This is a genomic window from Pseudomonas sp. LBUM1668, from assembly GCF_059695715.1.
This window is the reverse complement of record NZ_CP166787.1, coordinates 5,420,108-5,445,179: the sequence shown is the minus strand read 5'-3', so window position 1 is coordinate 5,445,179 and position 25,072 is coordinate 5,420,108. Positions and strand designations below refer to the sequence as shown.

Annotated in this window: 23 protein-coding genes; 14 read left to right on the top strand and 9 right to left on the bottom strand. The window is 59.3% G+C overall.

Features of this window, described 5'->3' with window-relative positions; genetic code table 11:
* The first annotated feature begins 70 nt into the window (after nucleotides 1-70).
* The 10 genes from bioB (at nucleotide 71) to ACA061_RS24535 (ending at nucleotide 12,605) form a co-directional block, all read left to right on the top strand.
* Entirely contained in the window at nucleotides 71-1,126 is a 1,056-nt protein-coding gene (gene bioB, locus ACA061_RS24580; protein ID WP_150601864.1) for a biotin synthase BioB, read from the top strand.
* 139 nt (nucleotides 1,127-1,265) lie between these two features.
* Nucleotides 1,266-2,444, top strand: coding sequence for an 8-amino-7-oxononanoate synthase (gene bioF, locus ACA061_RS24575; RefSeq protein WP_497300182.1), 1,179 nt, complete (start codon nucleotides 1,266-1,268; stop codon nucleotides 2,442-2,444).
* The gene (locus tag ACA061_RS24570) at nucleotides 2,437-3,168 is read left to right on the top strand and encodes an alpha/beta fold hydrolase (RefSeq protein WP_497300181.1); all 732 of its coding nucleotides are present in this window, start codon (nucleotides 2,437-2,439) and stop codon (nucleotides 3,166-3,168) included. The genes bioF and ACA061_RS24570 overlap by 8 nt, the downstream gene beginning before the upstream one ends.
* Nucleotides 3,161-3,973, top strand: coding sequence for a malonyl-ACP O-methyltransferase BioC (bioC, locus tag ACA061_RS24565; RefSeq protein WP_497300180.1), 813 nt, complete (start codon nucleotides 3,161-3,163; stop codon nucleotides 3,971-3,973). The genes ACA061_RS24570 and bioC overlap by 8 nt, the downstream gene beginning before the upstream one ends.
* On the top strand, nucleotides 3,970-4,650 hold the full coding sequence (gene bioD / locus ACA061_RS24560; RefSeq protein ID WP_150617758.1) for a dethiobiotin synthase: 681 nt from the start codon (nucleotides 3,970-3,972) through the stop codon (nucleotides 4,648-4,650). Before bioC ends, bioD begins: the two co-directional genes overlap by 4 nt.
* Before the next feature lie 108 nt (nucleotides 4,651-4,758).
* Entirely contained in the window at nucleotides 4,759-5,055 is a 297-nt protein-coding gene (locus tag ACA061_RS24555) for a pyrroloquinoline quinone biosynthesis protein PqqE (protein WP_150601859.1), read from the top strand.
* Nucleotides 5,056-5,332: 277 nt separating this feature from the next.
* Complete coding sequence (locus ACA061_RS24550; RefSeq protein WP_210553527.1) at nucleotides 5,333-7,138, top strand: acyl-CoA dehydrogenase C-terminal domain-containing protein; 1,806 nt, start codon at nucleotides 5,333-5,335, stop codon at nucleotides 7,136-7,138.
* A 298-nt stretch (nucleotides 7,139-7,436) separates the two neighbouring features.
* Entirely contained in the window at nucleotides 7,437-8,726 is a 1,290-nt protein-coding gene (locus tag ACA061_RS24545) for a GGDEF domain-containing protein (protein ID WP_150601857.1), read from the top strand.
* A 91-nt stretch (nucleotides 8,727-8,817) separates the two neighbouring features.
* The gene (locus tag ACA061_RS24540; RefSeq protein WP_497300179.1) at nucleotides 8,818-10,614 is read left to right on the top strand and encodes an acyl-CoA dehydrogenase C-terminal domain-containing protein; all 1,797 of its coding nucleotides are present in this window, start codon (nucleotides 8,818-8,820) and stop codon (nucleotides 10,612-10,614) included.
* A 212-nt stretch (nucleotides 10,615-10,826) separates the two neighbouring features.
* On the top strand, nucleotides 10,827-12,605 hold the full coding sequence (locus ACA061_RS24535) for an acyl-CoA dehydrogenase C-terminal domain-containing protein (protein ID WP_150601855.1): 1,779 nt from the start codon (nucleotides 10,827-10,829) through the stop codon (nucleotides 12,603-12,605).
* A 227-nt stretch (nucleotides 12,606-12,832) separates the two neighbouring features.
* Here the strand turns inward: ACA061_RS24535 and ACA061_RS24530 are convergent, their stop codons facing one another.
* Entirely contained in the window at nucleotides 12,833-13,762 is a 930-nt protein-coding gene (locus ACA061_RS24530) for a LysR family transcriptional regulator (RefSeq protein ID WP_150601854.1), read from the bottom strand.
* A 169-nt stretch (nucleotides 13,763-13,931) separates the two neighbouring features.
* Here ACA061_RS24530 and ACA061_RS24525 point away from each other — a divergent pair, with 169 nt between their 5' ends.
* The 4 genes from ACA061_RS24525 to ACA061_RS24510 all read left to right on the top strand — a co-directional run bounded on the left by ACA061_RS24525 (nucleotide 13,932) and on the right by ACA061_RS24510 (nucleotide 16,402).
* Complete coding sequence (locus tag ACA061_RS24525; RefSeq protein ID WP_497300178.1) at nucleotides 13,932-15,215, top strand: aspartate aminotransferase family protein; 1,284 nt, start codon at nucleotides 13,932-13,934, stop codon at nucleotides 15,213-15,215.
* A 250-nt stretch (nucleotides 15,216-15,465) separates the two neighbouring features.
* On the top strand, nucleotides 15,466-15,822 hold the full coding sequence (locus ACA061_RS24520) for a type II toxin-antitoxin system RelE/ParE family toxin (RefSeq protein ID WP_150617753.1): 357 nt from the start codon (nucleotides 15,466-15,468) through the stop codon (nucleotides 15,820-15,822).
* Nucleotides 15,815-16,135 carry a helix-turn-helix domain-containing protein gene (locus ACA061_RS24515; RefSeq protein ID WP_150617752.1) on the top strand — a complete coding sequence of 107 codons (321 nt, stop codon included), beginning with the start codon at nucleotides 15,815-15,817 and terminating at the stop codon, nucleotides 16,133-16,135. The genes ACA061_RS24520 and ACA061_RS24515 overlap by 8 nt, the downstream gene beginning before the upstream one ends.
* 108 nt (nucleotides 16,136-16,243) lie before the next feature.
* Nucleotides 16,244-16,402 carry a YqaE/Pmp3 family membrane protein gene (locus ACA061_RS24510; protein ID WP_003228885.1) on the top strand — a complete coding sequence of 53 codons (159 nt, stop codon included), beginning with the start codon at nucleotides 16,244-16,246 and terminating at the stop codon, nucleotides 16,400-16,402.
* 136 nt (nucleotides 16,403-16,538) lie between these two features.
* Here ACA061_RS24510 and ACA061_RS24505 read toward each other — a convergent pair whose 3' ends face one another.
* From ACA061_RS24505 to ACA061_RS24470, 8 genes are all read right to left on the bottom strand, one after another.
* Nucleotides 16,539-18,347 carry a S9 family peptidase gene (locus tag ACA061_RS24505; RefSeq protein WP_497300176.1) on the bottom strand — a complete coding sequence of 603 codons (1,809 nt, stop codon included), beginning with the start codon at nucleotides 18,345-18,347 and terminating at the stop codon, nucleotides 16,539-16,541.
* Complete coding sequence (gene pqqE, locus ACA061_RS24500; RefSeq protein WP_042561407.1) at nucleotides 18,313-19,473, bottom strand: pyrroloquinoline quinone biosynthesis protein PqqE; 1,161 nt, start codon at nucleotides 19,471-19,473, stop codon at nucleotides 18,313-18,315. Before pqqE ends, ACA061_RS24505 begins: the two co-directional genes overlap by 35 nt.
* Nucleotides 19,445-19,720, bottom strand: a complete 276-nt coding sequence (gene pqqD / locus ACA061_RS24495; protein WP_042561406.1) for a pyrroloquinoline quinone biosynthesis peptide chaperone PqqD — start codon at nucleotides 19,718-19,720, stop codon at nucleotides 19,445-19,447. Before pqqD ends, pqqE begins: the two co-directional genes overlap by 29 nt.
* Nucleotides 19,717-20,469 (bottom strand): pyrroloquinoline-quinone synthase PqqC, encoded by a 753-nt coding sequence (gene pqqC / locus ACA061_RS24490; RefSeq protein WP_042561405.1) that lies wholly within the window; start codon nucleotides 20,467-20,469, stop codon nucleotides 19,717-19,719. The genes pqqD and pqqC overlap by 4 nt, the downstream gene beginning before the upstream one ends.
* Nucleotides 20,470-20,603: 134 nt before the next feature.
* Complete coding sequence (pqqB, locus tag ACA061_RS24485) at nucleotides 20,604-21,515, bottom strand: pyrroloquinoline quinone biosynthesis protein PqqB (RefSeq protein ID WP_497300175.1); 912 nt, start codon at nucleotides 21,513-21,515, stop codon at nucleotides 20,604-20,606.
* 81 nt (nucleotides 21,516-21,596) lie between these two features.
* Nucleotides 21,597-21,671, bottom strand: a complete 75-nt coding sequence (gene pqqA, locus ACA061_RS24480) for a pyrroloquinoline quinone precursor peptide PqqA (RefSeq protein WP_003422658.1) — start codon at nucleotides 21,669-21,671, stop codon at nucleotides 21,597-21,599.
* 158 nt (nucleotides 21,672-21,829) lie between these two features.
* Nucleotides 21,830-24,235 carry a pyrroloquinoline quinone biosynthesis protein PqqF gene (gene pqqF / locus ACA061_RS24475; RefSeq protein ID WP_497300173.1) on the bottom strand — a complete coding sequence of 802 codons (2,406 nt, stop codon included), beginning with the start codon at nucleotides 24,233-24,235 and terminating at the stop codon, nucleotides 21,830-21,832.
* A gap of 38 nt (nucleotides 24,236-24,273) precedes the next feature.
* Complete coding sequence (locus ACA061_RS24470; RefSeq protein WP_497300172.1) at nucleotides 24,274-25,068, bottom strand: carbon-nitrogen hydrolase family protein; 795 nt, start codon at nucleotides 25,066-25,068, stop codon at nucleotides 24,274-24,276.
* Between the last annotated feature and the right edge of the window lie 4 nt (nucleotides 25,069-25,072).

Here is a 25,072-nt window from a genome sequence, read left to right as displayed (position 1 = left end):
AACATCCGTGTAGCGCCTGTGGGTATTCCGTTCCCGCAGTCGCAAGCCAAGCATAACCAAGGAAATACCCATGAGCGCGAGCACCACTGCCACCCTGCGTCACGACTGGTCATTGGCCGAAGTCAGAGCCCTCTTCGTACAGCCATTCAACGACTTGCTGTTCCAGGCGCAGACGGTGCACCGCGCGCATTTCAACGCCAACCGCGTTCAGGTTTCCACCCTGCTGTCGATCAAGACCGGCGCCTGCCCGGAAGATTGCAAATATTGTCCGCAGTCCGGTCACTACAACACCGGTCTGGAAAAAGAAAAGCTGATGGAAGTGCAAAAAGTCCTCGAAGAGGCTGCTCGCGCCAAAGCCATCGGCTCGACCCGTTTCTGCATGGGCGCGGCGTGGAAGCATCCGTCGGCCAAGGACATGCCTTACGTGTTGAAAATGGTCGAAGGCGTCAAAGCCATGGGCCTGGAAACCTGCATGACCCTCGGTCGTCTCGATCAGGAACAGACCGAAGCGCTGGCCAACGCCGGCCTCGATTACTACAACCACAACCTCGACACCTCGCCTGAGTTCTACGGCAGCATCATCACCACCCGCACGTACAGCGAGCGCCTGCAAACGCTGGCCTACGTACGTGAGTCGGGGATGAAGATCTGTTCCGGCGGCATTCTGGGCATGGGCGAGTCGCTGGATGACCGCGCCAATCTGCTGATCCAGTTGGCCAACCTGCCGGAGCATCCAGAGTCGGTACCGATCAACATGCTGGTGAAAGTCGCCGGCACGCCACTGGAAAACGCCGAGGACATCGATCCGTTCGACTTCATCCGCATGCTCGCCGTGGCGCGCATCCTGATGCCGCAATCCCACGTGCGGCTGTCGGCCGGCCGCGAAGCGATGAACGAGCAGATGCAGGCCCTCGCGTTCTTCGCGGGCGCCAACTCGATTTTCTACGGCGACAAGTTGCTGACCACTGCCAACCCGCAAGCGGACAAGGACATGCAACTGTTTGCGCGTCTGGGCATTGCACCGGAAGCCCGCGAAGAGCACTCCGACGAAGTGCATCAGGCCGCAATCGAACAAGCATTGGTCGAGCAGAAGAGCACCGAGCAGTTTTACAACGCCGCAGTGTGAATCTTTTGATGCGATGCAAACCCCTGTAGGAGCTGCCGCAGGCTGCGATCTTTTGATCTTGTCTTTTGAAAAACAACATCAAAAGATCGCAGCCTTCGGCAGCTCCTACAGGAGGATATTTTCCAATTGTGAGGCCTGCATGTCTTTCGATCTCGCCGCACGCCTTGCTGCCCGTCGTGCCGAAAATCTCTACCGCCAGCGACCGCTGCTCGAAAGCCCGCAAGGGCCCGAAGTGGTGGTCGACGGTCAGCCCTTGCTGGCGTTCTGTAACAACGACTATCTGGGCCTGGCCAATCACCCGCAAGTGATCGAAGCGTGGCGCGCCGGCGCCAAACGCTGGGGCGTGGGCGGTGGGGCGTCGCATCTGGTGATCGGCCACAGCAGCCCACATCACGCATTGGAAGAAGCGCTGGCTGATCTCACCGGTCGCCCGCGCGCGCTGCTGTTTACCACCGGTTACATGGCCAATCTCGGTGCAGTCACGGCGTTGGTCGGGCAGGGCGATACGGTGCTGGAAGACCGGCTCAATCACGCCTCGTTGCTGGATGCGGGACTGTTGTCCGGCGCGCGCTTCAGTCGTTATCTGCATAACGACGCAGTAAGTCTGGCCAAGCGACTCGAGAAAGCCACCGGCAATACGTTGGTGGTTACCGATGGCGTGTTCAGCATGGACGGCGACCTTGCCGATCTGCCGGCGCTGGCCCGTGAGGCCAAGGCCAAAGGTGCGTGGCTGATGGTCGACGATGCCCATGGCTTCGGCCCGTTGGGTGCTAATGGCGGCGGTATCATCGAGCATTTCGGCTTGAGTCAGGACGATGTCCCGGTGCTGGTCGGCACGCTCGGCAAAGCCTTCGGCACGGCAGGCGCGTTCGTCGCTGGCAGCGAAGAGTTGATCGAAAGCCTGATCCAGTTCGCGCGTCCGTACATCTACACCACCAGCCAGCCACCGGCGCTGGCCTGTGCGACGTTGAAAAGTCTCGAACTGCTGCGTAGCGAACACTGGCGTCGAGAACATCTGCAGATATTGATCCGCCAGTTCCGTCGCGGTGCCGAACAGATCGGACTGGAACTCATGGACAGCTTTACGCCGATCCAGCCAATCATGATCGGCGATGCCGGCCGCGCGGTGCGCCTGTCGCAGATGTTGCGCGAACGCGGCTTGATGGTCACTGCGATCCGTCCGCCGACCGTGCCAGCCGGCAGCGCCCGATTGCGCGTGACCCTGACCGCCGCCCACAGCGAGGCGCAGGTGCAGCTATTGTTAGAAGGACTGGCCGATTGCTTTGCCCAACTGTCGTCGGAGCCAAGCCATGCGTGATCGCCTGATTCTGCTGCCCGGCTGGGGCCTCGGTGTTTCGCCGATGGAGCCTTTGGCTGCGGCGTTGCAAGGGCTCGACGAACACCTGCATGTCGAGATCGAGCCGTTGCCGGAGCTCGATTCCTGCGATCTGCAAGACTGGCTCGATGACCTCGATGAGCGCATTCCTCAAGACGTGTGGCTCGGCGGCTGGTCGCTCGGCGGAATGCTCGCGTCCGAACTGGCCGCGCGCCGGGGCGAAAGGTGCTGCGGCTTGCTGACACTGGCGAGCAATCCTTCCTTTGTTGCGCATGAACAATGGCCGAGCGCGATGCCCGGCGAGACCTTCGATGCGTTTCTTGCCGGTTGCGCTGCTGATCCACGTTTGACCCTCAAACGTTTCTCGCTGCTGTGCGCACAGGGCGCGCAAGACCCGCGCGGCTTGTCGCGGCTGATGCTCGGCGGCGCACCGAATACGTCGGCGGCGGCACTGATGGCCGGGCTGGAATTGCTCGCGCAACTGGATACGCGCGAAGCGTTGCAGGCGTTTCGTGGCCCGCAGTTGCATCTGTTCGCTGGGCAGGACGGATTGGTGCCGGCAGAGGCGGCGGGCGAATTGTTCGCTCTGTTGCCAGATATTGAAATTGGTCTGATCGAACAGGCCAGTCATGCGTTTCTTCTGGAGGACCCCCATGGAGTGGCGGGTGCGATCCAGGCTTTTTTACATGAGTGCGGTGATGACTGATTTGTCCCATGTGGCGCTGCCCGGCGGCTTGCCTGACAAGCGTCAGGTCGCGGCCTCTTTCTCACGCGCGGCGGCCAGCTATGACAGTGTCGCCGAGTTGCAACGTGATGTCGGTACACAGTTGCTGCAGCGTTTGCCCGCGGATTTCGTGCCGTCGCGCTGGCTGGATCTGGGTTGCGGCACCGGGTATTTCAGTCGTGCATTGGCCGGGCGTTTTGCCCATGGTCAGGGACTTGCGCTGGACATTGCCGAGGGCATGCTTGATCACGCGCGTCCGTTGGGTGGTGCCGAGCATTTCATCGCCGGAGACGCGGAACGTCTGCCGTTGCGTGATTCGACCTGCGATCTGATCTTCTCCAGCCTTGCGGTGCAGTGGTGTGGGAATTTTGATGTGGTTTTGAGTGAAGCCTTGCGAGTGCTGAAACCCGGTGGAGTTTTCGCGTTTGCTAGTCTTTGTGTAGGGACATTGGTTGAGTTGCGTGATAGCTGGCGTCAGGTCGATGGCCTGGTCCATGTGAATCGCTTCCGCGAGTTCGCTCGATATCAGCAGTTGTGTGCGGCAAGTGGCCTGCGCACGCTGAGTCTGGAGAATCAGGCGCATGTGCTGCATTACCCGGATGTGCGCAGTTTGACCCATGAGCTGAAGGCTTTGGGGGCGCACAATCTGAATCCTGGTCGGCCAGGTGGTTTGACCGGACGGGCGCGGATTCTTGGTCTGGTCGAGGCTTACGAGCAGTTCCGTCAGACGTCGGGATTGCCGGCGACATATCAAGTGGTCTACGCCGTGTTGGAGAAACCCGTATGAGCGCAGCCTATTTCATCACCGGAACTGACACCGACGTTGGCAAGACAACGGTCGCCGCGGGATTGCTGCATGCGGCGCGTTCGGCAGGGTTGAGCACGGCGGCGGGTAAGCCGGTTGCCTCTGGGTGCGAAGTCACGCCCAAGGGTTTGCGTAACTCGGATGCCTTGGCCTTACTCGCCGAATGTTCGTTGCCGCTGAGCTATCAACAGGTCAATCCGGTAGCGTTCGAGCCGGCTATTGCTCCGCATCTGGCGGCTCGCGAGGCCGGTGTCGCGCTGACTGTGCAATCGCTGCTGACGCCGATGCGCGAGATTCTGGCGATGAATGCCGATTTCACTCTGATAGAGGGGGCGGGTGGCTGGCGGGTGCCTTTGGCGGATCAGGACAATCTCTCGGACCTGGCGATGGCGTTGAAGCTGCCGGTGATTCTGGTGGTGGGTGTGCGGCTGGGTTGCATCAGCCATGCGTTGCTGACGGCTGAGGCGATTGCCCGAGATGGCCTGCAACTGGCGGGGTGGGTGGCGAATATCATTGATCCGAAGACTTCGCGGCTGGAGGAAAATCTGGCGACGCTCGCCGAGCGGATTCCCGCGCCGTGTCTGGGGCGGGTGCCCAAGCTCAAGGCGCTGAGCGCCGAAGCGGTGGCTGAGCATTTGCAATTGGATCTGCTCGACTAAGGTTTTGCCTATGGGCAGGCACTGTGCCATTAGTGTTTTTGACGGGTGTTTTTCTGGCGCCTCTGGTTCAATGGCGACTATTGATCCTTCCCAAGGATGAGACCAGTTATGGAAATCTCCGGTAACACAGCTTTTTATGCGGGTTTGAGCTCGATTCAGACCGGGCAGAATCGCGTCGATCAGGCGGCCAGCCAGATCGCCAATAACACCATAGAGCGTTCGGTCACCAGCCAGTCTTCCGAGGTGCAGGTTGATCGTCTGCGTGGACTGGATCGTGCGCAGCAGTCAGATGTGGCGAGCAACATCGTCGAGATGTCTCAGGGCAAGATCCAGGCTGAGCTGGGTGTGAAAGTCGTCAAGGCATCCGATGAAGTGCTCGGGACGATCATCGATACATTCGCCTGATTTCCATTGCTCCCAGCTTGCTGAACGCCGCGCATCGTCGCGGCGTTTTTCGTTGTAAGTCCTTCTCCCTCAACTAATCTTCTTCTTATCGTCCATGACTCGATTGAATCCATGGCGGTTTGCTGTGTCCGGCGTTTGGAGGATGCGATGACGAACGGCAAAAGATCGACGCTTGACAAGATTTCGGCGTAAACGTATGTTTCAAACAACTGTTTGACCGTCACAACAAATCAACACGGTCGTTCATTCCCGGTTACATCAGCAGAGGTTTATCGCTATGCCTGACTACAAGGCCCCCTTGCGTGATATTCGCTTCGTTCGTGACGAGCTGCTCGGCTACGAAGCGCACTATCAGAGCCTTCCGGCTTGCGCAGACGCAACTCCGGACATGGTTGACGCCATTCTCGAAGAAGGCGCCAAGTTTTGTGAGCAGGTACTGGCGCCGCTGAACCGCGTGGGCGACATCGAAGGTTGCACCTGGAGCGAGTCCGGCGTAAAAACCCCGACTGGCTTCAAAGAGGCCTACAAGCAATTCGTCGAAGGCGGCTGGCCAAGCCTGGCGCACGATGTCGAGCACGGTGGTCAGGGTCTGCCTGAGTCGCTGGGTCTGGCTGTCAGCGAAATGGTTGGCGAAGCCAACTGGTCGTGGGGCATGTACCCAGGTTTGTCGCACGGCGCGATGAACACCATCTCCGAGCACGGCACCCCTGAACAGCAAGACGCCTACCTGACCAAACTGGTTTCGGGCGAATGGACCGGCACCATGTGCCTGACCGAGCCGCACTGTGGCACTGACTTGGGCATGTTGCGCACCAAGGCCGAACCTCAGGCTGACGGTTCCTACAAAGTTTCCGGCACCAAGATCTTCATCTCGGCCGGTGAACACGACATGGCCGACAACATCGTCCACATCGTGTTGGCCCGCCTGCCGGATGCGCCTGCCGGCACCAAAGGCATCTCCCTGTTCATCGTTCCAAAGTTCATGCCCAATGCTGATGGCACCGTCGGTGCACGCAACGCTGTGACTTGCGGTTCGCTTGAGCACAAGATGGGCATTCACGGCAACGCCACTTGCGTGATGAACTTCGACGGCGCCACCGGTTTCCTGATCGGCCCGGCGAACAAAGGCCTGAACTGCATGTTCACCTTTATGAACACCGCACGTCTGGGTACCGCGCTGCAAGGTCTGGCTCACGCCGAAATCGGTTTCCAGGGCGGCCTGAAATACGCCCGCGATCGTCTGCAGATGCGCTCCCTGACTGGCCCGAAAGCGCCGGAAAAAGCCGCAGACCCGATCATCGTGCACCCTGACGTACGCCGCATGCTGTTGACCATGAAGGCATTCGCCGAAGGCAACCGCGCGATGGTTTACTTCACTGCCAAACAGGTCGACATCGTCAAGTACGGCGTGGACGAAGAAGAGAAGAAGAAAGCCGACGCACTGCTGGCCTTCATGACGCCAATCGCCAAAGCCTTCATGACCGAAGTCGGTTTCGAATCCGCCAACCACGGCGTGCAAATCTACGGCGGCCACGGCTTCATCGCCGAGTGGGGCATGGAGCAGAACGTTCGCGACAGCCGTATTTCGATGCTGTACGAAGGCACCACCGGTATCCAGGCACTCGACCTGCTGGGCCGCAAAGTGCTGATGACTCAAGGCGAAGCGCTGAAAAGCTTCACCAAGATCGTCCACAAGTTCTGCCAGACCAACGAAGGCAACGAAGCGGTTCAAGAGTTCGTCACGCCGCTGGCTGCACTGAACAAGGAATGGGGCGAGCTGACCATGAAGGTCGGTATGGCCGCCATGAAAGATCGCGAAGAAGTCGGCGCGGCCTCCGTGGACTACCTGATGTACTCCGGTTATGCCTGCCTGGCCTACTTCTGGGCCGACATGGCACGTCTGGCAGCCGAGAAGCTGGCAGAAGGTACTGGCGATGCGGCGTTCTACACCGCCAAGCTGCAAACCGCGCGCTTCTACTTCCAGCGCATCCTGCCGCGTACCCGTACTCACGTGGCCACCATGCTGTCGGGTGCAAGCAACCTGATGGACATGAAAGAAGAAGACTTCGCACTGGGCTACTAAGCCTTAACGCGGTCTGTTGAAAAACCGCTGCTCCTTCGGGGCAGCGGTTTTTTTATGCGCGAATTTCCTCGGGCCGTGGGTATCGCAGGAAGAAATCTCGTTCATGGCCATCAAGCATGATGGCCATGAAGGAAATTTCATCTCCAAGGGGGCAAAAAACCTTGTTCGAAAGCTCAGAAATCAGGGTTTGCGGCCGTTAAAGAGACTGCATGTGATCTGGATCACATTCTGTGTGCTTAACTGGCCACATTGCAGGCACAATGCCATCTCTTTGCCATGACGGGTCGGAGCTTTACCCTTGCCACGTTCTTCCGCTGTACGTTTCAGCCATTTCCTACCTTCTCTGCTGTTGTTGCTCGCGGGGTTGTCGGCTGCGTATGTCAAAGACCTCAACGTGTTCTTCACTTCCCTGTTCAACGTATTGCCGACTCTGGTCCTGCTGCTGGGGGGCGCTTACTGCGCGGTTTACCGACGTCAGCGCGAACTGTTTCTGATGCTCACGGTGTACATCGCCTACTTTTTGCTCGACACCCAGACCGACTATTACCGCGACAACGGCAAAGTGCGTGAAGACGCCGCCGTGGTCTTCCATCTCGTCTGCCTGTTGCTGCCCCTGTTGTTCGGTCTGTTCGCTGCGTGGCAAGAGCGCACGCACCTGTTTCAGGACATGGTCGCGCGGTTCGCCGTGTTGCTGGCCTTCGGCAGTGTGGCGCTGGGGCTTGAGCAAAGTTACCCACAGGCGTTGCTGATGTGGCTCTCGGAAATTCGCTGGCCGGCGCTCCACGGCGCGTGGATGAGCCTGATCCAGTTGTCGTATCCGGTGTTCATCTCGGCATTCCTGCTGCTGGCCTGGCAGTACTGGCGCAACCCGAGGCCACTGCATGCGGCGCAACTGGTCGGTTTGCTCGGGGTGTTCTGGATGCTGCCGAAAACCTTCATCCTGCCGTTTACCCTGAACATCATGTGCAGCCAGGTGATGTTGATGATTGCTGCCGCCGTGGCGCACGAGGCTTATCAAATGGCCTTCCGCGACGAACTCACCGGTCTGCCGGGCCGCCGCGCGCTCAATGAACGCATGCAGCGCTTGGGGCGCAACTATGTGCTGGCAATGAGCGACGTTGACCACTTCAAGAAATTCAACGACACCCACGGCCACGATGTCGGTGACCAGGTGCTGCGACTGGTCGCCAGCAAACTGTCCAAAATCAGCGGAGGCGGTAGGGCATATCGCTATGGCGGTGAGGAATTTGCCCTGGTGTTCGCAGGCAAAACCCTTGAGGAGTGCATGCCACACCTTGAGGTTATTCGCGAGTCGATTGCGTCCTATAGCATCCAGTTGCGTAATCAGGAAAACCGCCCGAACGACGATCAGCAAGGTCGCCAGCGTCGCGCCGGTTCCGGCGCTTCCAGCGTGTCGGTGACGGTGAGTATCGGCGTCGCTGAGCGGTTGGAGCAGCGCAACCCGGAGCAAGTGCTCAAATCTGCGGACGAGGCGCTCTACAGTGCCAAGGGCGCGGGGCGCAACTGCGTGGTCGCGTTCGGCCAGAACCGTCGTGGCGCGGTGCGCATGGACACCGCTGCGGGTTGAGTGATGACGGCGCATTCAGCGTCTGGACAGTGATTGTGGGGCGTGGTGGCCGGCAGTAGTTTCAAGGAAACCTGCTGACGGAGAAGCCACCATGCCCGAGTACAAAGCCCCGCTGCGCGACATGCGTTTTCTGATCGATCACGTCTTCGACTTCCACACCAACTACGCAGCCCTTGGCGCCCACGACGCCAGCCCGGACATGATCAGCGCGATCCTCGAAGAAGGCGCGAAGTTCTGCGAGAACGTTCTGGCACCGCTCAATCGCAGCGGTGACGAAGAGGGCTGTCATTTCGACAACGGTGTGGTGACAACGCCTACAGGCTTCAAGCAAGCCTTCGCACAATACGTCGAGGGCGGCTGGCATGGTCTGGCGGCAGATCCGGTTTACGGCGGTCAGGGCTTGCCGAGTTCGCTGGGGCTGGTGATCAGCGAAATGGTCGGCTCCAGCAACACGTCCTGGGGCATGTACCCGGGACTGACTCACGGCGCGATGTCGGCGATCCATGCCCACGGCACGGCCGATCAGAAAGACACTTACCTGAGCAAACTCACCGCTGGCCAGTGGACCGGCACCATGTGCCTGACTGAGGCCCACTGCGGCACCGATCTGGGTATCATCAAAACCCGCGCCGTGCCTCAGGCCGACGGCAGTTACACGGTCACTGGCAGCAAGATTTTCATCTCTGCCGGTGAGCACGACATGAGCGAAAACATCATCCATCTGGTATTGGCCAAGTTGCCGGATGCGCCCGCGGGAACAAAAGGCATCTCGTTGTTCATCGTGCCAAAATTCCTCCCGGATGCGTCGGGCGAGGCGGGGGAGCGCAATGGCGTTTCCTGCGGCTCGATCGAGCACAAGATGGGCATCAAGGCCTCGGCCACTTGCGTGCTGAACTTCGATAGCGCCAAAGGCTTCTTGATCGGTGAGCCGAACAAGGGCCTGAACTGCATGTTCACCATGATGAACCACGCGCGGCTCGGCACCGGGATGCAGGGCTTGTGCCTGGGCGAAGCGAGTTTCCAGGGTGCCATCAAATACGCTAACGACCGCCTGCAGATGCGTTCGCTGACCGGCGCCAAAGCCCCGGACAAACCGGCCGACCCGATCATCGTCCACCCGGACGTGCGGCGCATGTTGCTGACCATGAAAGCCTTCAACGAAGGCAACCGTGCGCTGACTTATTTCACCGCGCAACTGCTCGATGTCGCCCATCTAAACAGCGATGCCGAGGCGCGTCAGGAAGCGGAAGACTTGCTGGCGTTCCTTACGCCGATCTGCAAAGCATTCATGACCGACTCCGGGCTGGAAGTGACCAATCTCGGCATGCAGATTTTTGGTGGTCACGGTTTCATTCGCGAATGGGGCATGGAGCAGTTGGTGCGCGATTGCCGCATTGCGCCGATCTACGAAGGCACCAACGGCATTCAGGCGCTCGATCTGCTTGGGCGCAAGGTGCTCGGCAGTCAGGGCAAGCTGCTGCGCGGCTTTACCAAAATCGTCCACAAGTTCTGCGCGACGAACGAGGGGCATCCGCAACTGGGGAGCTTTGTCACGCAGCTCAATGAGCTCAACCAGCAGTGGGGCGACCTGACCATGAAGGTTGGTATGGCGGCGATGAAGAACCCGGACGAGGTCGGCGCCGCGTCGGTGGATTATCTGATGTACAGCGGTTACATCATCCTCGGCTATCTGTGGCTGCGCATGGCGCTGGTGGCGCAAGCGCAACTGGATGCGGGCGAGGGGGAGGCGGATTATCTTCGGGGTAAATTGGCCACTTGCGAGTTTTACTTCAAACGGTTGCTGCCACGCACGGCGGCGCATCGCGCGGCGATTGAGGCGGGGAGTGATTGTTTGATGAGGCTGCCGGCCGAAATGTTTGCGCTTTAAGGTAGATCAAAAGATCGCAGCCTTCGGCAGCTCCTACACGGGATCGTTTTTGCCTGTATGAGCTGTTGAGGGCTGCGAACTTTTTCTGGTGACTAAAAATAACAAATCAGTCACCGGCTGACCCTATGTGTCGCAAAAGTTGTTGAGGTACACTCCGGCTCAACGAAAATACATTCCCACGAATCACCTGTTTAGATCTTGCGAGGTTTGCCATGGCTGACTACAAAGCGCCGCTGCGCGATATGCGCTTCGTCCTCAATGAAGTGTTCGAGGTCGCCAAACTTTGGGCGCAATTGCCGGCGCTGGCCGAGACCGTCGACGCCGAGACCGTTGAAGCGATTCTCGAAGAGGCCGGCAAGGTCACCAGCAAAAGCATCGCGCCGCTTAGCCGTGCCGCTGATGAAGAAGGTTGTCACTGGGCGGACGGTGCCGTCACCACGCCGGCCGGTTTTCCACAGGCTTATCAGACTTACGCCGAGGGCGGTTGGGTTGGTGTTGGTGGCGATCCGCAATACGGCGGCATGGGCATGCCCAAAGCCGTGTCGGCGCAGGTCGAAGAAATGGTCAACTCCGCGAGCCTGTCCTTCGGTCTGTATCCGATGCTGACTGCCGGCGCGTGCCTGTCGATCAACGCCCACGCCAGCGAAGAGCTGAAAGCCGCGTACCTGCCGAACATGTACGCCGGCGTTTGGGCAGGTTCGATGTGCCTGACCGAGCCGCACGCCGGTACCGACCTGGGCATCATCCGCACCAAAGCCGAACCTCAGGCCGACGGTTCCTACAAGGTCAGCGGCACCAAGATCTTTATCACCGGTGGTGAACACGATCTCACCGAAAACATCATCCACTTGGTGCTGGCCAAACTGCCGGACGCACCGGCAGGACCGAAAGGCATCTCGCTGTTCCTCGTGCCGAAGTTCATGGTCAATGCCGATGGCAGCCTGGGCGCGCGCAACCCGGCCAACTGTGGTTCGATCGAACACAAGATGGGCATCCAGGCGTCCGCGACGTGCGTGATGAACTTCGACGAAGCCGTCGGTTACCTGGTCGGCGAGCCGAACAAAGGCCTGGCGGCGATGTTCACCATGATGAACTACGAGCGTCTGGGCGTCGGCATCCAGGGCCTTGCGACTGGCGAGCGCTCCTACCAGAACGCCGTCGAATACGCTCGCGACCGCTTGCAAAGCCGCTCACCGACGGGCGCGCAAAACAAAGATAAAGTCGCTGATCCGATCATCGTCCACCCGGACGTGCGTCGCATGCTGCTGACCATGAAAGCCTCGAACGAAGGTGGCCGCGCATTCTCCACTTACGTGGCGATGCAACTCGACACCGCCAAGTTCAGCGAAGACGCGGCGACGCGTAAGCGTGCGGAAGACCTGGTGGCGTTGCTGACGCCGGTTGCCAAGGCGTTCCTCACCGATCTGGGTCTGGAAACCACCGTGCACGGCCAGCAGATTTTCGGCGGCCACGGGTACATCCGCGAGTGGGGCCAGGAACAACTGGTACGTGACGTGCGCATTACCCAGATCTACGAAGGCACCAACGGCATTCAGGCGCTGGACCTGGTCGGTCGCAAGATCGTCGGCAGCGGTGGAGCGTTCTATCAACTGTTCGCTGACGAAATCCGCCACTTCACCGCGACTGCCAGTGCGGATCTCGGCGAATTTACCAAGCCGTTGAACGACGCCGTCGCAACGCTCGACGAGCTGACGTCGTGGGTGCTGGATCGGGCGAAAAACAATCCGCACGAAATTGGCGCGGCTTCGGTCGAATATTTGCAGGCGTTTGGTTACGTGGCCTACGCCTACATGTGGGCACTGATGGCCAAAGCCGCGTTGGGCAAAGAGGCGCAGGAAGATTTTTATGCCAGCAAACTTGGCACCGCGCGCTTCTACTTCGCCCGCCTGCTGCCGCGCATTCACTCGTTGAGCGCGTCGGTGAAGGCCGGTAGTGAGTCGCTGTACCTGCTGGATGCAGCTCAGTTCTGATCTGATACGGTTATGTAAGCAATCGCTTACATAACGTGCTGCTGTTCTCCCATATGCTTAGATTGGATCCACGGCTAATCTACATTTCATGGACGTCGCGCAGGAAGCGCAAAGCAACAACACGGACACGTAGGATTCTGCCAGGGTGGCGGAGTGAAATGGATGTCAGGGAAACAGTCTGCAAAGCCCCGCTTCGGCGGGGTTTTCTTTTGCCTGAAGAAAAGTTTTCAGGTCAGGGAGTCCAGTGGTGGCGGGCTTTTGAGTGGTTTCTCATCGCGCCCCATGACCTCTTCCAGCAGTGTCCGCAGTAGCGCCAGCGAAGCTTGCTGCCGTTGCACGTCGCGACACACCAGCCCGACTTTCAACGGCACCCGTGGCTCGCTCAGCGGTTTCCACAGCAGATCTTCATCGTCGTACTCTTTTTGCGAGTGACCAGGCAGCACCGTCGCCAGTTTGGTGTGCGGCAGACTGTCGAGAATCCCCAGCATATTGTTCAGCTCGGCCTGCACTTGCGGGCGACGGCCAAGGCTGGTCAATTGCGCCTGCCAGATCTGGCGGATCTGAAACTCCTCGCCCAGTAACAGCATCGGCAATTCGGCCGCCTGGCGAATCGAAACCTTCTTGAATTCACGCAACGGATGGTCCGCCGGGATGACCAGTGTCAGTTCATCTTCGTACAGCATCACGCCATGCAGCCCTGGCTGACGTGGCGGCAGATAGCTGATGCCGATATCCAGTGAGCCGTTAAGCAAACGCCGTTCGATCTCCAGCCCGGTCAATTCATAAATCTGCACCACCAGATGCGGTTGCGCCTTGCGCACTCGCTCAAGCATTTGCGGCACCAGACTGGTGTGTACGGTTTGCAAGACGCCAATCGCCAAGGTGCGCAAAGCCTGGCCCTTGAAGTTGCCGAGCGCTTCGCGCGCGCGTTGCAGCCCGTCGAGCAATGGCAGCGCGTGGTTGTACAACGTGTGCGCGGCGAGGGTCGGCAGCAGGCGTTTGCTGCTGCGCTCGAACAGGGTCACGTCGAGATTTTGCTCGAGATGGCGGATTTGCTGTGACAGCGCGGGTTGGGAGATCGACAGGCGTTCGGCAGCCCGTCCGACATGACCTTCCTCGTAGACCGCGACGAAATAACGCAGTTGTTTGAAATCCATAAGTAATGCTTATCGAAAATGCTGATAAATCGAAATGGCCCGAGGCCGTCAGTACGCCTAGTCTAACCGCAATCACAAGGCTTACAGGGCCAGAGCGCGCGATGAATAGCTTTTGCTGCGACAGTGTTTGCATAGGCAGTTCAAAAAACCTCGAACGAGGTTTTTTCCAATGAATCTGTTTAATTTGCGGCGCCCTGCGCCTAGCCTCGATGACCTTGTCTTCGATGCCGAGCATTCCGATGCGGATGACAGCCTGAATAGCGATCGCCTGATGCCGAGCGTTGAACGGCCGCAGCAGGTTTTCGTTCGGGGTCAGGGGTCGTGGCTGTGGGACAGCAACGATCGCGCTTACCTCGATTTCTCCCAGGCCGGCGGCGCCAATAGTCTTGGCCACAGTCCTTCGGCTTTGGTCAAAGCCATCGCCAGTCAGGCCCAAGCGCTGATTAATCCCGGTTTCAGTCTGCACAACCGCGGCATGCTCAGCCTCGCCGAACGGCTGTGTGCCAGCACCTCCAGCGATCAGGCGTACATGCTCAACAGCGGCAGTGAAGCCTGCGAAGCGGCGATCAAACTGGCACGAAAGTGGGGTCAACTGCATCGTGGCGGCGCCTCGCGAATCATTGTGGCCAGGCAGGGTTGTCATGGTCGTAGTCTGGCGACGATCTCGGCGTCGGACAGTTGCAACCTGCACAATCGCTTTGCACCGCTGCTGCCGGGGTTCGATCTGGTGCCGTTCAACGATCTGTCGGCGCTGCATGACGCCGTCGACGCGCAGACCGTGGCGATCATGCTTGAGCCGATCCAGAGCGATGCCGGGGTTGTCCCGGCGACCGATCGCTACCTCAAAGGTGTCGAACGCCTGTGCCGCGAACTGGGGATTCTGCTGATCCTCGACGAAGTGCAAACCGGCATCGGCCGTTGCGGCACCTTGCTTGCCGAACAGTCCTACGGCGTGCGCGCCGATATCGTCGTGCTCGGCAAAGGCTTGGGCGGTGGCGTGCCATTGGCGGCGCTGCTGGCGCGCGGCAAAGCTTGCTGTTTCGACGAGGGCGAACTGGGCGGCACGCATCATGGCAACGCACTCATGACCGCGGCAGGGCTGGTGGTGCTCGACAGTGTTCAGGATCGCGCTTTCCTTCAGCAGGTCCGGGACAACGGTCAGCATCTTCGTGAAGGCCTCGCACGGCTGGCGCATCGTTATGATCACGGTGATCTGCGCGGGCAAGGGTTGTTCTGGGGTTTGACCCTGTCGGACGATTCGGCGAACGCGGTAGTCAAAGCAGCGCTGCATGAAGGGCTGATACTCAACGCCCCACAAGCCAACTGCCTGCGCTTCACCCCGGCACTCACCGTCAGCAATGCCAACATCGACGAAATGCTCCTGCGCCTGGCCCGGGCCTTCTCCCGAGTGCGCACCGAACAACTGCAATGCCGCAAAGGGATTGCCGTCTGACCCGATCTTTCCCACCCGATTTCATGAACCGTCTCGCGGTATAACGCACGCCCCATGCCTGATTCTTTTGGCGTGGGGCGTTTTTTTGTGGCCGGATTTTGCCAAATCGATTTAGCGCTTGAGAGATAGTTGAGCCAATGCTTTTTTAGAAAGGGGCCTGCAGGGAATGCGGGTGCCAGTGAACCGATGTCGTAGAGGTCGGGCTTTGTGATCTGTACCACTAGGTGGTATATATTTGGAAGGGATACCGATGTCTTTCAGGTTGTTCAAGACCAAGGGTTTCGCGATACAGGCCGGCAGAGCATGGATATCTGATGGGGAGCTCAAGGAAGCATTTGTCCAGATGCTCGATGGTCAAGCAGACGATCTTGGCGGTGGCGTATGGAAAAAACGCCTCAATTCCAACCGTCACCGTTCGCTTGTTTTGGCAAAAGGTGGGCGCTATTGGATCTATCAAGTGCTGTTTGCCAAGCAGGATCGAAGCAATATCAGCACTGCGGAGTTGAAGGATCTACGCAAGTTGGCGAAGGTCTACGCGCAGCTTACCGAAGTCCAAATCCAGGGATTACTGGCTATGAAGGAGTTTGTGGAGATATTTCATGAGTAAAAAATTCAAGAGTGAAGTTTTTGAATCCATACATGAGTCGGCCAGTGCCCTGCTTTCCGTGGGTGCAATCAGTAAGGCGACGATGCGAGAGTTCGATGATTCATGTCTGGCAACGGTTCCTGATGCGATTCAGGCGGATCAGATCAAAGCGTTGCGAGAGCGTAATAATGTCAGCCAACCAGTGTTTGCGCGCTATTTGAATACCAGTGCCTCGACAGTCAAACAGTGGGAGTCTGGCGACAAGCACCCAAGCGGAATGGCGTTGAAGTTACTTAGCATTGTGCAAAAACACGGGCTGCAGATTCTTGCCTGAGCTGGCAGTGAGCTATTAATGCTGCAATTGGCAATGAACCCTGACAAGCGGCACGGGTCATTAGCGTGTATGGCTCAAGCGAGCCAACCCCCAATCAGGAGCTGACCCATGGATTTCATTCGTATCATCATCGCCATTCTGTTGCCGCCACTGGGTGTGTTTCTGCAGGTCGGATTTGGCGGGGCATTCTGGCTGAACATTCTGCTGACGTTGTGCGGTTACATTCCGGGGATCGTGCATGCGGTGTATATCATCGCCAAGCGTTGAGTTCTGCGGCGCCAGGTAGATAGCTATCGCGAGCAGGCTCACTCCTACAAAGGGATTTATGCGGTTCACAAATTCTTTGTAGGAGTGAGCCTGCTCGCGATTGGGGCACCGCTATTCAGACGGGTGGGCGCAGCTTTCAGTCCGCCAATCCCATCACCCGCCGATAAAACGTCCACTCCCGCTCCAACGCATGCGCCTGATTCACCGCTCGACGAAAGCCGTGGCGTTCGTCGGCGTAGTAGTGCGCCTCGACCGGGATGCCGTTCTGCTCCAGTGCCGTGACCATGTCGCGGGTCTGCTGCGGGACGACGACGGCGTCCAGTTCACCCTGAAAGAAAATCACCGGCACGCGGATATTGCTTGCGTGGAGCAAGGGTGTGCGGGCGGCGTAGCGCTCGGCGTCCTGTTCGGGATCGCCTATTAGCCAGTCCAGGTAATCGCCTTCGAACTTGTGCGTTGCACGGGCAAGGGCGACCGGATCGCTGACCCCGTAGAGGCTGGCGCCGGCGCGGAACACTTGATGGAAAGCGAGAGCGCACAGCGTCGTGTAGCCGCCAGCGCTGCCGCCACGGATGAACGCGCGATCACCGTCGATCAGGCCTTGTCTGGCGAGATAGTCGACCACGGCGCAGGCGTCTTCGACATCGACGTCACCCCAACTCAGATGCAACGCCTGTCGATATTCCCGGCCATAGCCGCTGCTGCCGCGATAGTTGAGATCGGCGACCGCGAAGCCGCGTTGCGTCCAGTACTGGATGCGCGGATCGAGCATTGGGTAGCAGGCCGAGGTCGGGCCGCCATGGATGAACACCACCAGCGGCGGCTTCGTTTCACCACTCATCGCCGGATAAAAGAACCCGTGCGCCTCGCCCGAACCGCTTGGGTAGCGCAGGGTTTGCGGGCGGCTGATGCGTTCGGCAGACAGCGGCGCAACGCCGCCGGCCAGCACTTTTACTTGATGGGATTCGCGGTCAATGGCGATCACCGTCGAGGGGCTGATCGGCGAGGCTGCGATGCAATAGATGAATCGCTCATCCAGTGCCAGATGCCGGAAGCGGCTGTAATCGCCGGTGAAGTCTTCGTCGTTCAAGGCGAGGCGACCGAAACCACCTTCACTCCAACTGGCCAGATAACCATCAGCCAGTGGCAGCCAGGTGCAGCCGCCCATTTGCCACGGCGCTGGCGCGTGATCCGCTTGCGCGCTGGGCAATGGCTGAAATCCATCCATTGATTCGGCATAAGGCTGCCAAAAGCCCGTGCGGTCGGTCAGACAGTAAAGCTGTCCTTTCGCGTCGAAACGCGGCTGTTGAATCGACTCTTCAATGGCATCGCCCGCCACGCAGCGGGGCGCTGAAAAACGTTGCCCGGAACGCTCGGCCACCATCAACCGGGTTGAGGTCCACGGTTGATGCGGACGGCTCCATTCAAGCCATGCCATTCGCTGCCCATTTGGACTGATGGTCGGCGCGGCATAAAAATCCGCACCCTCGGCCACCAGACTGCGCGTACCATCGGCCAGAGCGATTGCGACCAGTCGATGCTGATCGCCATTTTCCTCGACTGCCAAGATCTGGCCGTCGGCAAAATTCACATCGCCATAGCGGCACTCGCCTGATGTCAGCGCCTCGGGCGAGCCATCCAGCGTTTGCCGGTAAAGCTGCTGATCCGCCTCATTAACGAAAACCACTCCGTCAAGCGTCAGACAAAATGCTCCGCCGCCATATTCGTACACCCGACTGCGCACGCTGAAACCTGTGGGCGTCAGACATTTCGCCACGCCGTCGCGCCAGTGCCAGATTCGGCACGCGGCATCTTCCGGGCGATATTCGTTCCAGAACAAACCGTTGGCACCGAGTTGCAGTTCGGCAAAATCCATTCCGGCAGCGACGGCTTGGGCGGCGCTGAAAGGCTCAGCCTTTAGCGATGAGGCGCGAGTTTCGTTCATTGCGGAAGGCCAGTTGCTCGATGGTTTGGGTGGCGTGCTCGGCTTCTTCGCGAGCCGCAAGGATCACGCCGTGATGTTCGGATTTGCTGCACACCGGGTCGGCGTTGCTCGCATCACCGGTAAGCATGAATGCCTGGCAGCGGCAGCCGCCGAAGTCCTTTTCCTTTTCGTCGCAGGAGCGGCACGGCTCGGGCATCCAGTCGTAACCGCGAAAGCGGTTGAAGCCGAACGAGTCGTACCAGATGTGCTGCATGCTGTGGTCGCGCACATTAGGAAATTGTACCGGCATCTGTCGGGCGCCATGACAAGGCAGGGCAGTGCCGTCCGGTGTGACTGTCAGAAAAATACTGCCCCAGCCGTTCATGCAGGCTTTCGGGCGTTCTTCATAGTAGTCCGGGGTCACGAAAATCAGCTTGCATGGATGCCCTTCGGCTTCCAGTTTGGCGCGGTATTCGTTGGTGATGCGTTCGGCGCGGACCAGTTGCTCTTTGGTCGGCAACAGGCCGACACGATTGAGCTGTGCCCAACCGTAGAACTGGCAAGTGGCGAGCTCGACGAAGTCGGCTTCCAGCGCAATGCACAGCTCGATGATGCGGTCGATCTTGTCGATGTTGTGCCGATGGGTGACGAAGTTCAGCACCATCGGATAGCCGTGGGCCTTCACGGCACGGGCCATCTCCAGCTTCTGTGCGAAGGCTTTTTTCGAGCCGGCGAGCAGGTTGTTCACTTGCTCGTCGCTGGCCTGGAAACTGATCTGGATGTGATCGAGGCCGGCCTTCTTGAAGTCGCTGATTTTCTGCTCCGTCAAGCCGATGCCGGAGGTGATCAGGTTGGTGTAGAACCCCAATTTGCGCGCTTCAGCTATCAGCTCGGCGAGGTCCTGGCGCACCAGCGGCTCACCACCAGAAAAGCCCAACTGCGCCGCGCCCATCTCCCGTGCTTCGCGAAATACCTTGATCCACTGTTCGGTACTCAGCTCTTTACCCTGCTCGGCGAAATCCAGTGGATTGGAGCAGTACGGGCATTGCAGCGGGCAGCGATACGTCAGCTCGGCGAGCAGCCACAGCGGCAGGCCGATTTCAGGTTTTGCTGGCAGATCAACCAAGGGTGATCCAGTGTTGCGCACGGGCAACCTCCATGAATTGCTCGATGTCATCACCGAGCTCGGGCACGCCGGGGAATTGCTCGTCGAGTTTGGCGATGATCGCCGCGACATCCCGTTCACCGTCAATCAAACCACCGATCAGCGCGGCCGTCTCGTTGAGTTTGATCATGCCTTCGGGGTACAGCAGCACGTGGCCTTTTTGCGCCGGTTCGTACTGAAACCGGTAGCCGGGACGCCAGGTCGGGGTCTTGCTGCGGTCGAAACTCATAAGGTGATTCCTTTATGCCAGACGCGTTGCTCGGTCACGCTGTGATACGGCGGGCGGTTCAGTTCGTAGGCCATGCTCATGGCATCGAGCATGCTCCAAAGAATGTCCAGTTTGAACTGGAGAATTTCCAGCATGCGCTCCTGGCCTTCGCGCGTCTTGTAGTGTTCCAGCGTGATCGCCAAGCCGTGCTCGACATCGCGCCGTGCCTGGCCGAGGCGAGTGCGGAAGTACTCGTAGCCGGTCGGGTCGATCCACGGGTAATGCTGCGGCCAACTATCCAGACGCGATTGGTGAATCTGCGGCGCGAACAGTTCGGTCAATGAGCTGCTGGCGGCTTCCTGCCAACTGGCGCGGCGGGCGAAGTTGACGTAGGCATCGACGGCGAAACGTACGCCAGGCAACACCAGTTCCTGCGAACGCAGTTGATCAGGGTCGAGGCCGACAGCCTGGCCGAGCCGCAGCCACGCTTCGATACCGCCATCTTCACCGGGGGCACCGTCGTGATCGAGCAGGCGCTGAATCCACTCGCGGCGGATTTCGCGATCCGGGCAATTGGCGAGGATCGCCGCATCTTTCAGGGGGATATTCACCTGATAGTAGAAGCGGTTGGCGACCCAGCCCTGAATCTGCTCGCGGGTGGCGCGGCCTTCGTACATCGCCACATGGTACGGATGGTAGATGTGGTAATACGCGCCCTTGGCGCGCAGGGCTGCTTCGAATTCTGTAGGGGACATTGGCGTATCAGTCATGTCTGTTCTCCGGGAACAACCATTGGATTCTGTGGTGTCTGTCAGGACGCCATCGCTGGCAAGCCAGCTCCCACAGATTTTGCGTACGCCACAGAACCTTGTGGGAGCTGGCTTGCCAGCGATGGGGCCATCAGCTACAGCACAATACTCATGCCATCGAACGCCACTTCAACATCACGCCGCGCCAGTTCCGCGCGCTCCGGCGAATCTTCATCGAGAATCGGGTTGGTGTTGTTGATGTGGATAAGCACTTTGCGCTGTTCGGGCAATTGCTCCAGCACTTCGAGCATGCCGCCGGGGCCGTTCTGCGCCAAGTGGCCCATCTCGCGACCGGTGCGGGTGCCAACGCCTCGGCGCTGCATTTCATCGTCATCCCACATCGTGCCATCCACCAGCAGGCAATCGCTGCCGGCCATGATCTCCAGCAGCGGCGCGTCGACCTTGCCTAGGCCCGGCGCGTAAAAAAGTTTGCCGCCAGTGTTCACGTCTTCGACGATCAAGCCGATGTTGTCGCCTGGGTGCGGGTCGAAGCGGTGCGGCGAGTAGGGCGGCGCGGCGCTGCGCAATGGCAGTGGGGTGAAGCGCAGGTTCGGGCACGCGGCAACGGTGAAGCTCTGGTCGAGCTCGATGCGGTTCCAGTTCAACCCACCGTTCCAGTGGGTGAGCATCTTGAACAGCGGAAATCCTGTGCTCAGGTCTTCGTGAACCATGTCCGTGCACCAGACCTGATGCGGGCAGCCTTCGCGCAGGCTGAGCAGACCAGTAGTGTGGTCGATCTGGCTGTCCATCAGGATGATCGCGCTAATGCCGGTGTCACGCAGGGCACGGCCCGGTTGCATCGGGGCAAAGTTTTGCAGCTGCGCGCGGATGTCCGGCGAGGCGTTGCACAGCACCCAGTTCACGCCGTCATCGGAAATGGCGATGGACGATTGGGTGCGGGCCTTGGCATTCAGGCTGCCGTCGCGAAAACCTGCGCAGTTGACGCAATTGCAATTCCACTGCGGAAATCCGCCACCGGCGGCCGAACCCAGAATCTGGACGAACATGAACGCTCCATCATTTCAACGCTGAAAATAAAACGCCCCGGCGAACCGAGGCGTTGCACTGCAATTCTGACGAGGCAGAACTCAGCGGCTGGCGAAGTACATGGTGACTTCGAAGCCGATACGCAGGTCGGTGTAAGCAGGTTTTGTCCAGGACATAGGGTTACTCCTCAGGTGGTGGATGGGATAGCGCTGTCCATAGGTATAGTCCACGGCAGCGCAGGGATGTTCCAAATAGTTAGGCGGCTATGTTACTCAAAATTTCAACGTGATTGCCCGTGAATATTCGAGAAAGCTCGTTGCAGCCTCGGTAATGATCACTTTGCCGCTTGCCATGGAGCGCCGAGCGGCGAATCGCTGGCGAGGCAGAGCCAGCCACCCTCGGCGTGGTTCAGTCGTTGCGCGGCTGCGAGTAATGCCGGGCGTTCCAGCGAATCGATCGCGCTGACCAGTTGCGGCAGATAATCCGACGAGTGGCCGGCAAGTCTGGCCTGCCACAGCAGTTCGGCCACATCTTTGGTCGATAGATTTTCGTCGCGGTATTGATCAGCGAGGTTCTGCCGTTGCTGGACGAGGTCCGTCGCATCGATGAGCGAAGGAAGCTCTTCAATAAACTGCTGAATATGGCGGAGCAATTCTACCGGCGCGGACGTCGGCGATTGCACGCCGAACAGCAACCCGGTCTGGCCATGCATCTGCCGCAGAGTGCTGAACACCGCGTAACCCAACTGCAACTCGACCCGCAGGCGTTGGTAGAACGGCGTCTGACACAACTGCGCGAGCAGGCGCCAAGCGGCTTCATCAGCGACATTGCGACTGGCAGTTGGACAGAACAGCAACAACGCGTGTTCGCTGGACGCGGTGTCGATATGGCGCCACAGGTGTTGGCCATCGATCGCCGGCTGAGCCGGTATTTGAGTGTCAGGTGTCCCGGGAATGCGGCTCAGGGCCAGGCCCATGGCTGATTGGGTTTGCGCACCGAGGCCCAACGCCAGGCCGTCCCAGCGGGAAGTTGTCCACAGGTGCTGGGCATTGCCAGAAGTTTCTACAGAGGGGAGACAGTGTTCAGGCAAGGCCTTGAGCAATTGGCGGATCGCTATCAGCGGTGTTTCCGGCTCACCTCGCGCGGAATCGGCGTCAACTTGCGTCAGATATTTCAGCGCATGCTCGAGGACGATCGGCATTGGTTCTTGCAGGCCGGTCAATTTCAGCAGCCATTGATTGCCGGTTGTGCTGAACGACAATTCAACCCCGGCCTGACGTGCGTCGTCCTCTGTTTCCCGAAGGCTGCGTTGCAGTTGCGCTTGCAGGCCCGCGGTGGCTGCCGCTTCCATCTGCCAGCGCAGATAAATCGCGCCTTCATCTCCGTTGTCCGGCAATGCCTGGCTGAAATGCATCGGCGAGCGCTCGCGACGGCCGCGCGAACGATCCTGCGCGAACGTGCGCAAACCTCGGTGAGCGCTGGTTTGTCCGCGGATCAGTCCGGCGTTGGCCAGCGGTTCGTTGGCGCGCAAAAACGGATTGGCAGTCGGCAAACGCCAGTGGGCGCTGAAGTTATCCACAGTGCCGATTTCGCCGAGGATATGTTTGAGGGCAGCAACGCCGGTTGCGCTCAGGCCGCTTCCCAATTGTTCGCTGTCGAGCCGCGCCAGTTGCAATGCGCCGCTGACTTGCTGTTGGCGCGCAAGCATGGCTGCGTATTCTTCACGTAGCGGCGTCCAGTCCTGATGCGCGAAGAAGCTCAGCCAGTCCCGCACCTGTTCGCCAATACGGTTCAGCGATTCGGAGGATGCGTTGAACGCTAGGTGCAGCAAGGCTTGGTCAGTAAACTGATACAGCGGCGCCGCTTTCAAACTGTCAGCCAAGCCCTGCTGCTGCAAATACATAAGCAATCCACCTGGCTTGGCGCTGTTCAACGAGTGGCAAAGAAACGCCAACGCTGCAGCGGATGAGTCAGGTAAGGCATCGAATGCAAACAGCAGATTGCACTGGCGTTCGCCGACCTGTTGATAACTTTTCACCCTTAACGGCGGGGGCGCGGCTTGTGCAACGTTATCCCCAGCCGGCAAAGCCGCCGCGAACGTTTCCGCCAACTCGCATAGCTGTTCGAGGCTTTGCGGCCCAACCAGACTCAAGGTCATTTGCCCGGTTCGATAAAAGCGCTGATGAAAGTCCGTCAGGGCCTTTTGAAACTCCGGCTGTTCGACCTGGAGAGTGTCGCGATTGCCAGCATGAAAGCCGCGCAATGGATGATCAGCCGGTAAACCTTCGTACAGCGCAAACTGCTGCTGCGCCATCGGATCTTGTGACCAGGCGACAAATTCCGCCTGCAGCACTTCCCGTTCCCGCAACTGCTCGTCCGGATTCATACGCGGCTGAGCGAGCATGTCTGACAGACGCTCAAGCCCCGCAGCGAATGACGATGTCGGCAACTCAAAGAAAAAATCGGTAGTGCGCTCGCGAGTGCTGGCATTTACCTGCCCACCGTGACGCTGCACGTAGGCCATCAGCCCTTCGCTCGAGGGAAAATGCTCAGTACCGAGAAACAGCAAATGCTCAAGAAAATGCGCCAGCCCCGGCCACGCCAGCGGTACGTCATGACTGCCAGCGGCCACCCGCAACGCAGCGGCGCTGCGCTTCAGGCCAGGCACATGACGCAGGGTCACGCGCAAGCCGTTGGCCAGGGTTTCAGTGTGGGGGCGAGGGTGAGTCGGCGCAGGCATGGGCACTTCCAGAACAGTGAAGTGCCAATGCTAGCGGATTAGCGCTTGTTGAGCGCGCCGTAAAGTTCAGGCCGACGATCACTGAGATAGTGATTGGCCGCGCGGGAGTCGACCATTAACTGCCGATCCAGCTCGCCGACGATCAGCGCTTCGTCCAGTCCGGCCTGAGCAATACGGCTGCCGTCCGGCGCGGCGATGCTGCTTTGTCCGCAATAGTGGATGTCGCCCTCATGACCGCAGTAGTTGGCGTAGGCCACGTAGCATTGGTTTTCGAAGGCGCGGGAGCGGACGGTGACATCGGCAACGAAATCGAACGGGATCATGTTCGCCGTCGGTACCAGAATCAGCTCGGCGCCGGCGAGGGCTAGTCGTCGCGCGTTTTCCGGGAATTCGAGGTCGTAGCAGATCAGGAAACCGAGTTTCCAGCCGTTGAGCTCCACCACGGGAACCTCGTCTCCACCGGCGCTGAACATCGACCGGTCAAGATCCCCGAACAGATGGCTCTTGCGGTAATTGCACAGGCGCTCGCCGTGGGAATCGATCAACTGCACGGCGTTGTAGATCTGACCGTCGGCAGTGCGCTCGGGGTAACCGTAGACGATCGCCAGGCCAGCGGCTTTGGCGATCCGGCCGATCTGTTGCGCCCATTCACCGTTGTAGACCTCGGCCAATGTGCTGACCGCTTCGGCGCCAATGTTGTAGCCGGTCATGAACATTTCCGGCAGCACCAACAGGTCGGCGCCTTTGGCCTCCATCGCCAGCTGATGCAGGCGCTGCAGGTTGGCGGCGGGGTCCAATGGCAACGGGGGACATTGGTAAAGGGCTACACGCATCAGG

What these genes read in the sequence shown, in the direction of transcription:
- bioD (WP_150617758.1), top strand. Translation starts at nt 3,970, where the DNA reads ATGAGCGCAGCCTATTTCATCACCGGAACTGACACCGACGTTGGCAAG.
- ACA061_RS24550 (WP_210553527.1), top strand. Translation starts at nt 5,333, where the DNA reads ATGCCTGACTACAAGGCCCCCTTGCGTGATATTCGCTTCGTTCGTGAC.
- pqqC (WP_042561405.1), bottom strand. Translation starts at nt 20,469, where the DNA reads ATGACTGATACGCCAATGTCCCCTACAGAATTCGAAGCAGCCCTGCGC.
- pqqF (WP_497300173.1), bottom strand. Translation starts at nt 24,235, where the DNA reads ATGCCTGCGCCGACTCACCCTCGCCCCCACACTGAAACCCTGGCCAAC.
- ACA061_RS24530 (WP_150601854.1), bottom strand. Translation starts at nt 13,762, where the DNA reads ATGGATTTCAAACAACTGCGTTATTTCGTCGCGGTCTACGAGGAAGGT.
- pqqD (WP_042561406.1), bottom strand. Translation starts at nt 19,720, where the DNA reads ATGAGTTTCGACCGCAGCAAGACCCCGACCTGGCGTCCCGGCTACCGG.
- ACA061_RS24505 (WP_497300176.1), bottom strand. Translation starts at nt 18,347, where the DNA reads ATGAACGAAACTCGCGCCTCATCGCTAAAGGCTGAGCCTTTCAGCGCC.
- ACA061_RS24570 (WP_497300181.1), top strand. Translation starts at nt 2,437, where the DNA reads ATGCGTGATCGCCTGATTCTGCTGCCCGGCTGGGGCCTCGGTGTTTCG.
- ACA061_RS24540 (WP_497300179.1), top strand. Translation starts at nt 8,818, where the DNA reads ATGCCCGAGTACAAAGCCCCGCTGCGCGACATGCGTTTTCTGATCGAT.
- ACA061_RS24525 (WP_497300178.1), top strand. Translation starts at nt 13,932, where the DNA reads ATGAATCTGTTTAATTTGCGGCGCCCTGCGCCTAGCCTCGATGACCTT.
- ACA061_RS24535 (WP_150601855.1), top strand. Translation starts at nt 10,827, where the DNA reads ATGGCTGACTACAAAGCGCCGCTGCGCGATATGCGCTTCGTCCTCAAT.
- ACA061_RS24510 (WP_003228885.1), top strand. Translation starts at nt 16,244, where the DNA reads ATGGATTTCATTCGTATCATCATCGCCATTCTGTTGCCGCCACTGGGT.
- ACA061_RS24470 (WP_497300172.1), bottom strand. Translation starts at nt 25,068, where the DNA reads ATGCGTGTAGCCCTTTACCAATGTCCCCCGTTGCCATTGGACCCCGCC.
- pqqB (WP_497300175.1), bottom strand. Translation starts at nt 21,515, where the DNA reads ATGTTCGTCCAGATTCTGGGTTCGGCCGCCGGTGGCGGATTTCCGCAG.
- ACA061_RS24555 (WP_150601859.1), top strand. Translation starts at nt 4,759, where the DNA reads ATGGAAATCTCCGGTAACACAGCTTTTTATGCGGGTTTGAGCTCGATT.
- bioF (WP_497300182.1), top strand. Translation starts at nt 1,266, where the DNA reads ATGTCTTTCGATCTCGCCGCACGCCTTGCTGCCCGTCGTGCCGAAAAT.
- ACA061_RS24520 (WP_150617753.1), top strand. Translation starts at nt 15,466, where the DNA reads ATGTCTTTCAGGTTGTTCAAGACCAAGGGTTTCGCGATACAGGCCGGC.
- bioB (WP_150601864.1), top strand. Translation starts at nt 71, where the DNA reads ATGAGCGCGAGCACCACTGCCACCCTGCGTCACGACTGGTCATTGGCC.
- ACA061_RS24515 (WP_150617752.1), top strand. Translation starts at nt 15,815, where the DNA reads ATGAGTAAAAAATTCAAGAGTGAAGTTTTTGAATCCATACATGAGTCG.
- bioC (WP_497300180.1), top strand. Translation starts at nt 3,161, where the DNA reads ATGACTGATTTGTCCCATGTGGCGCTGCCCGGCGGCTTGCCTGACAAG.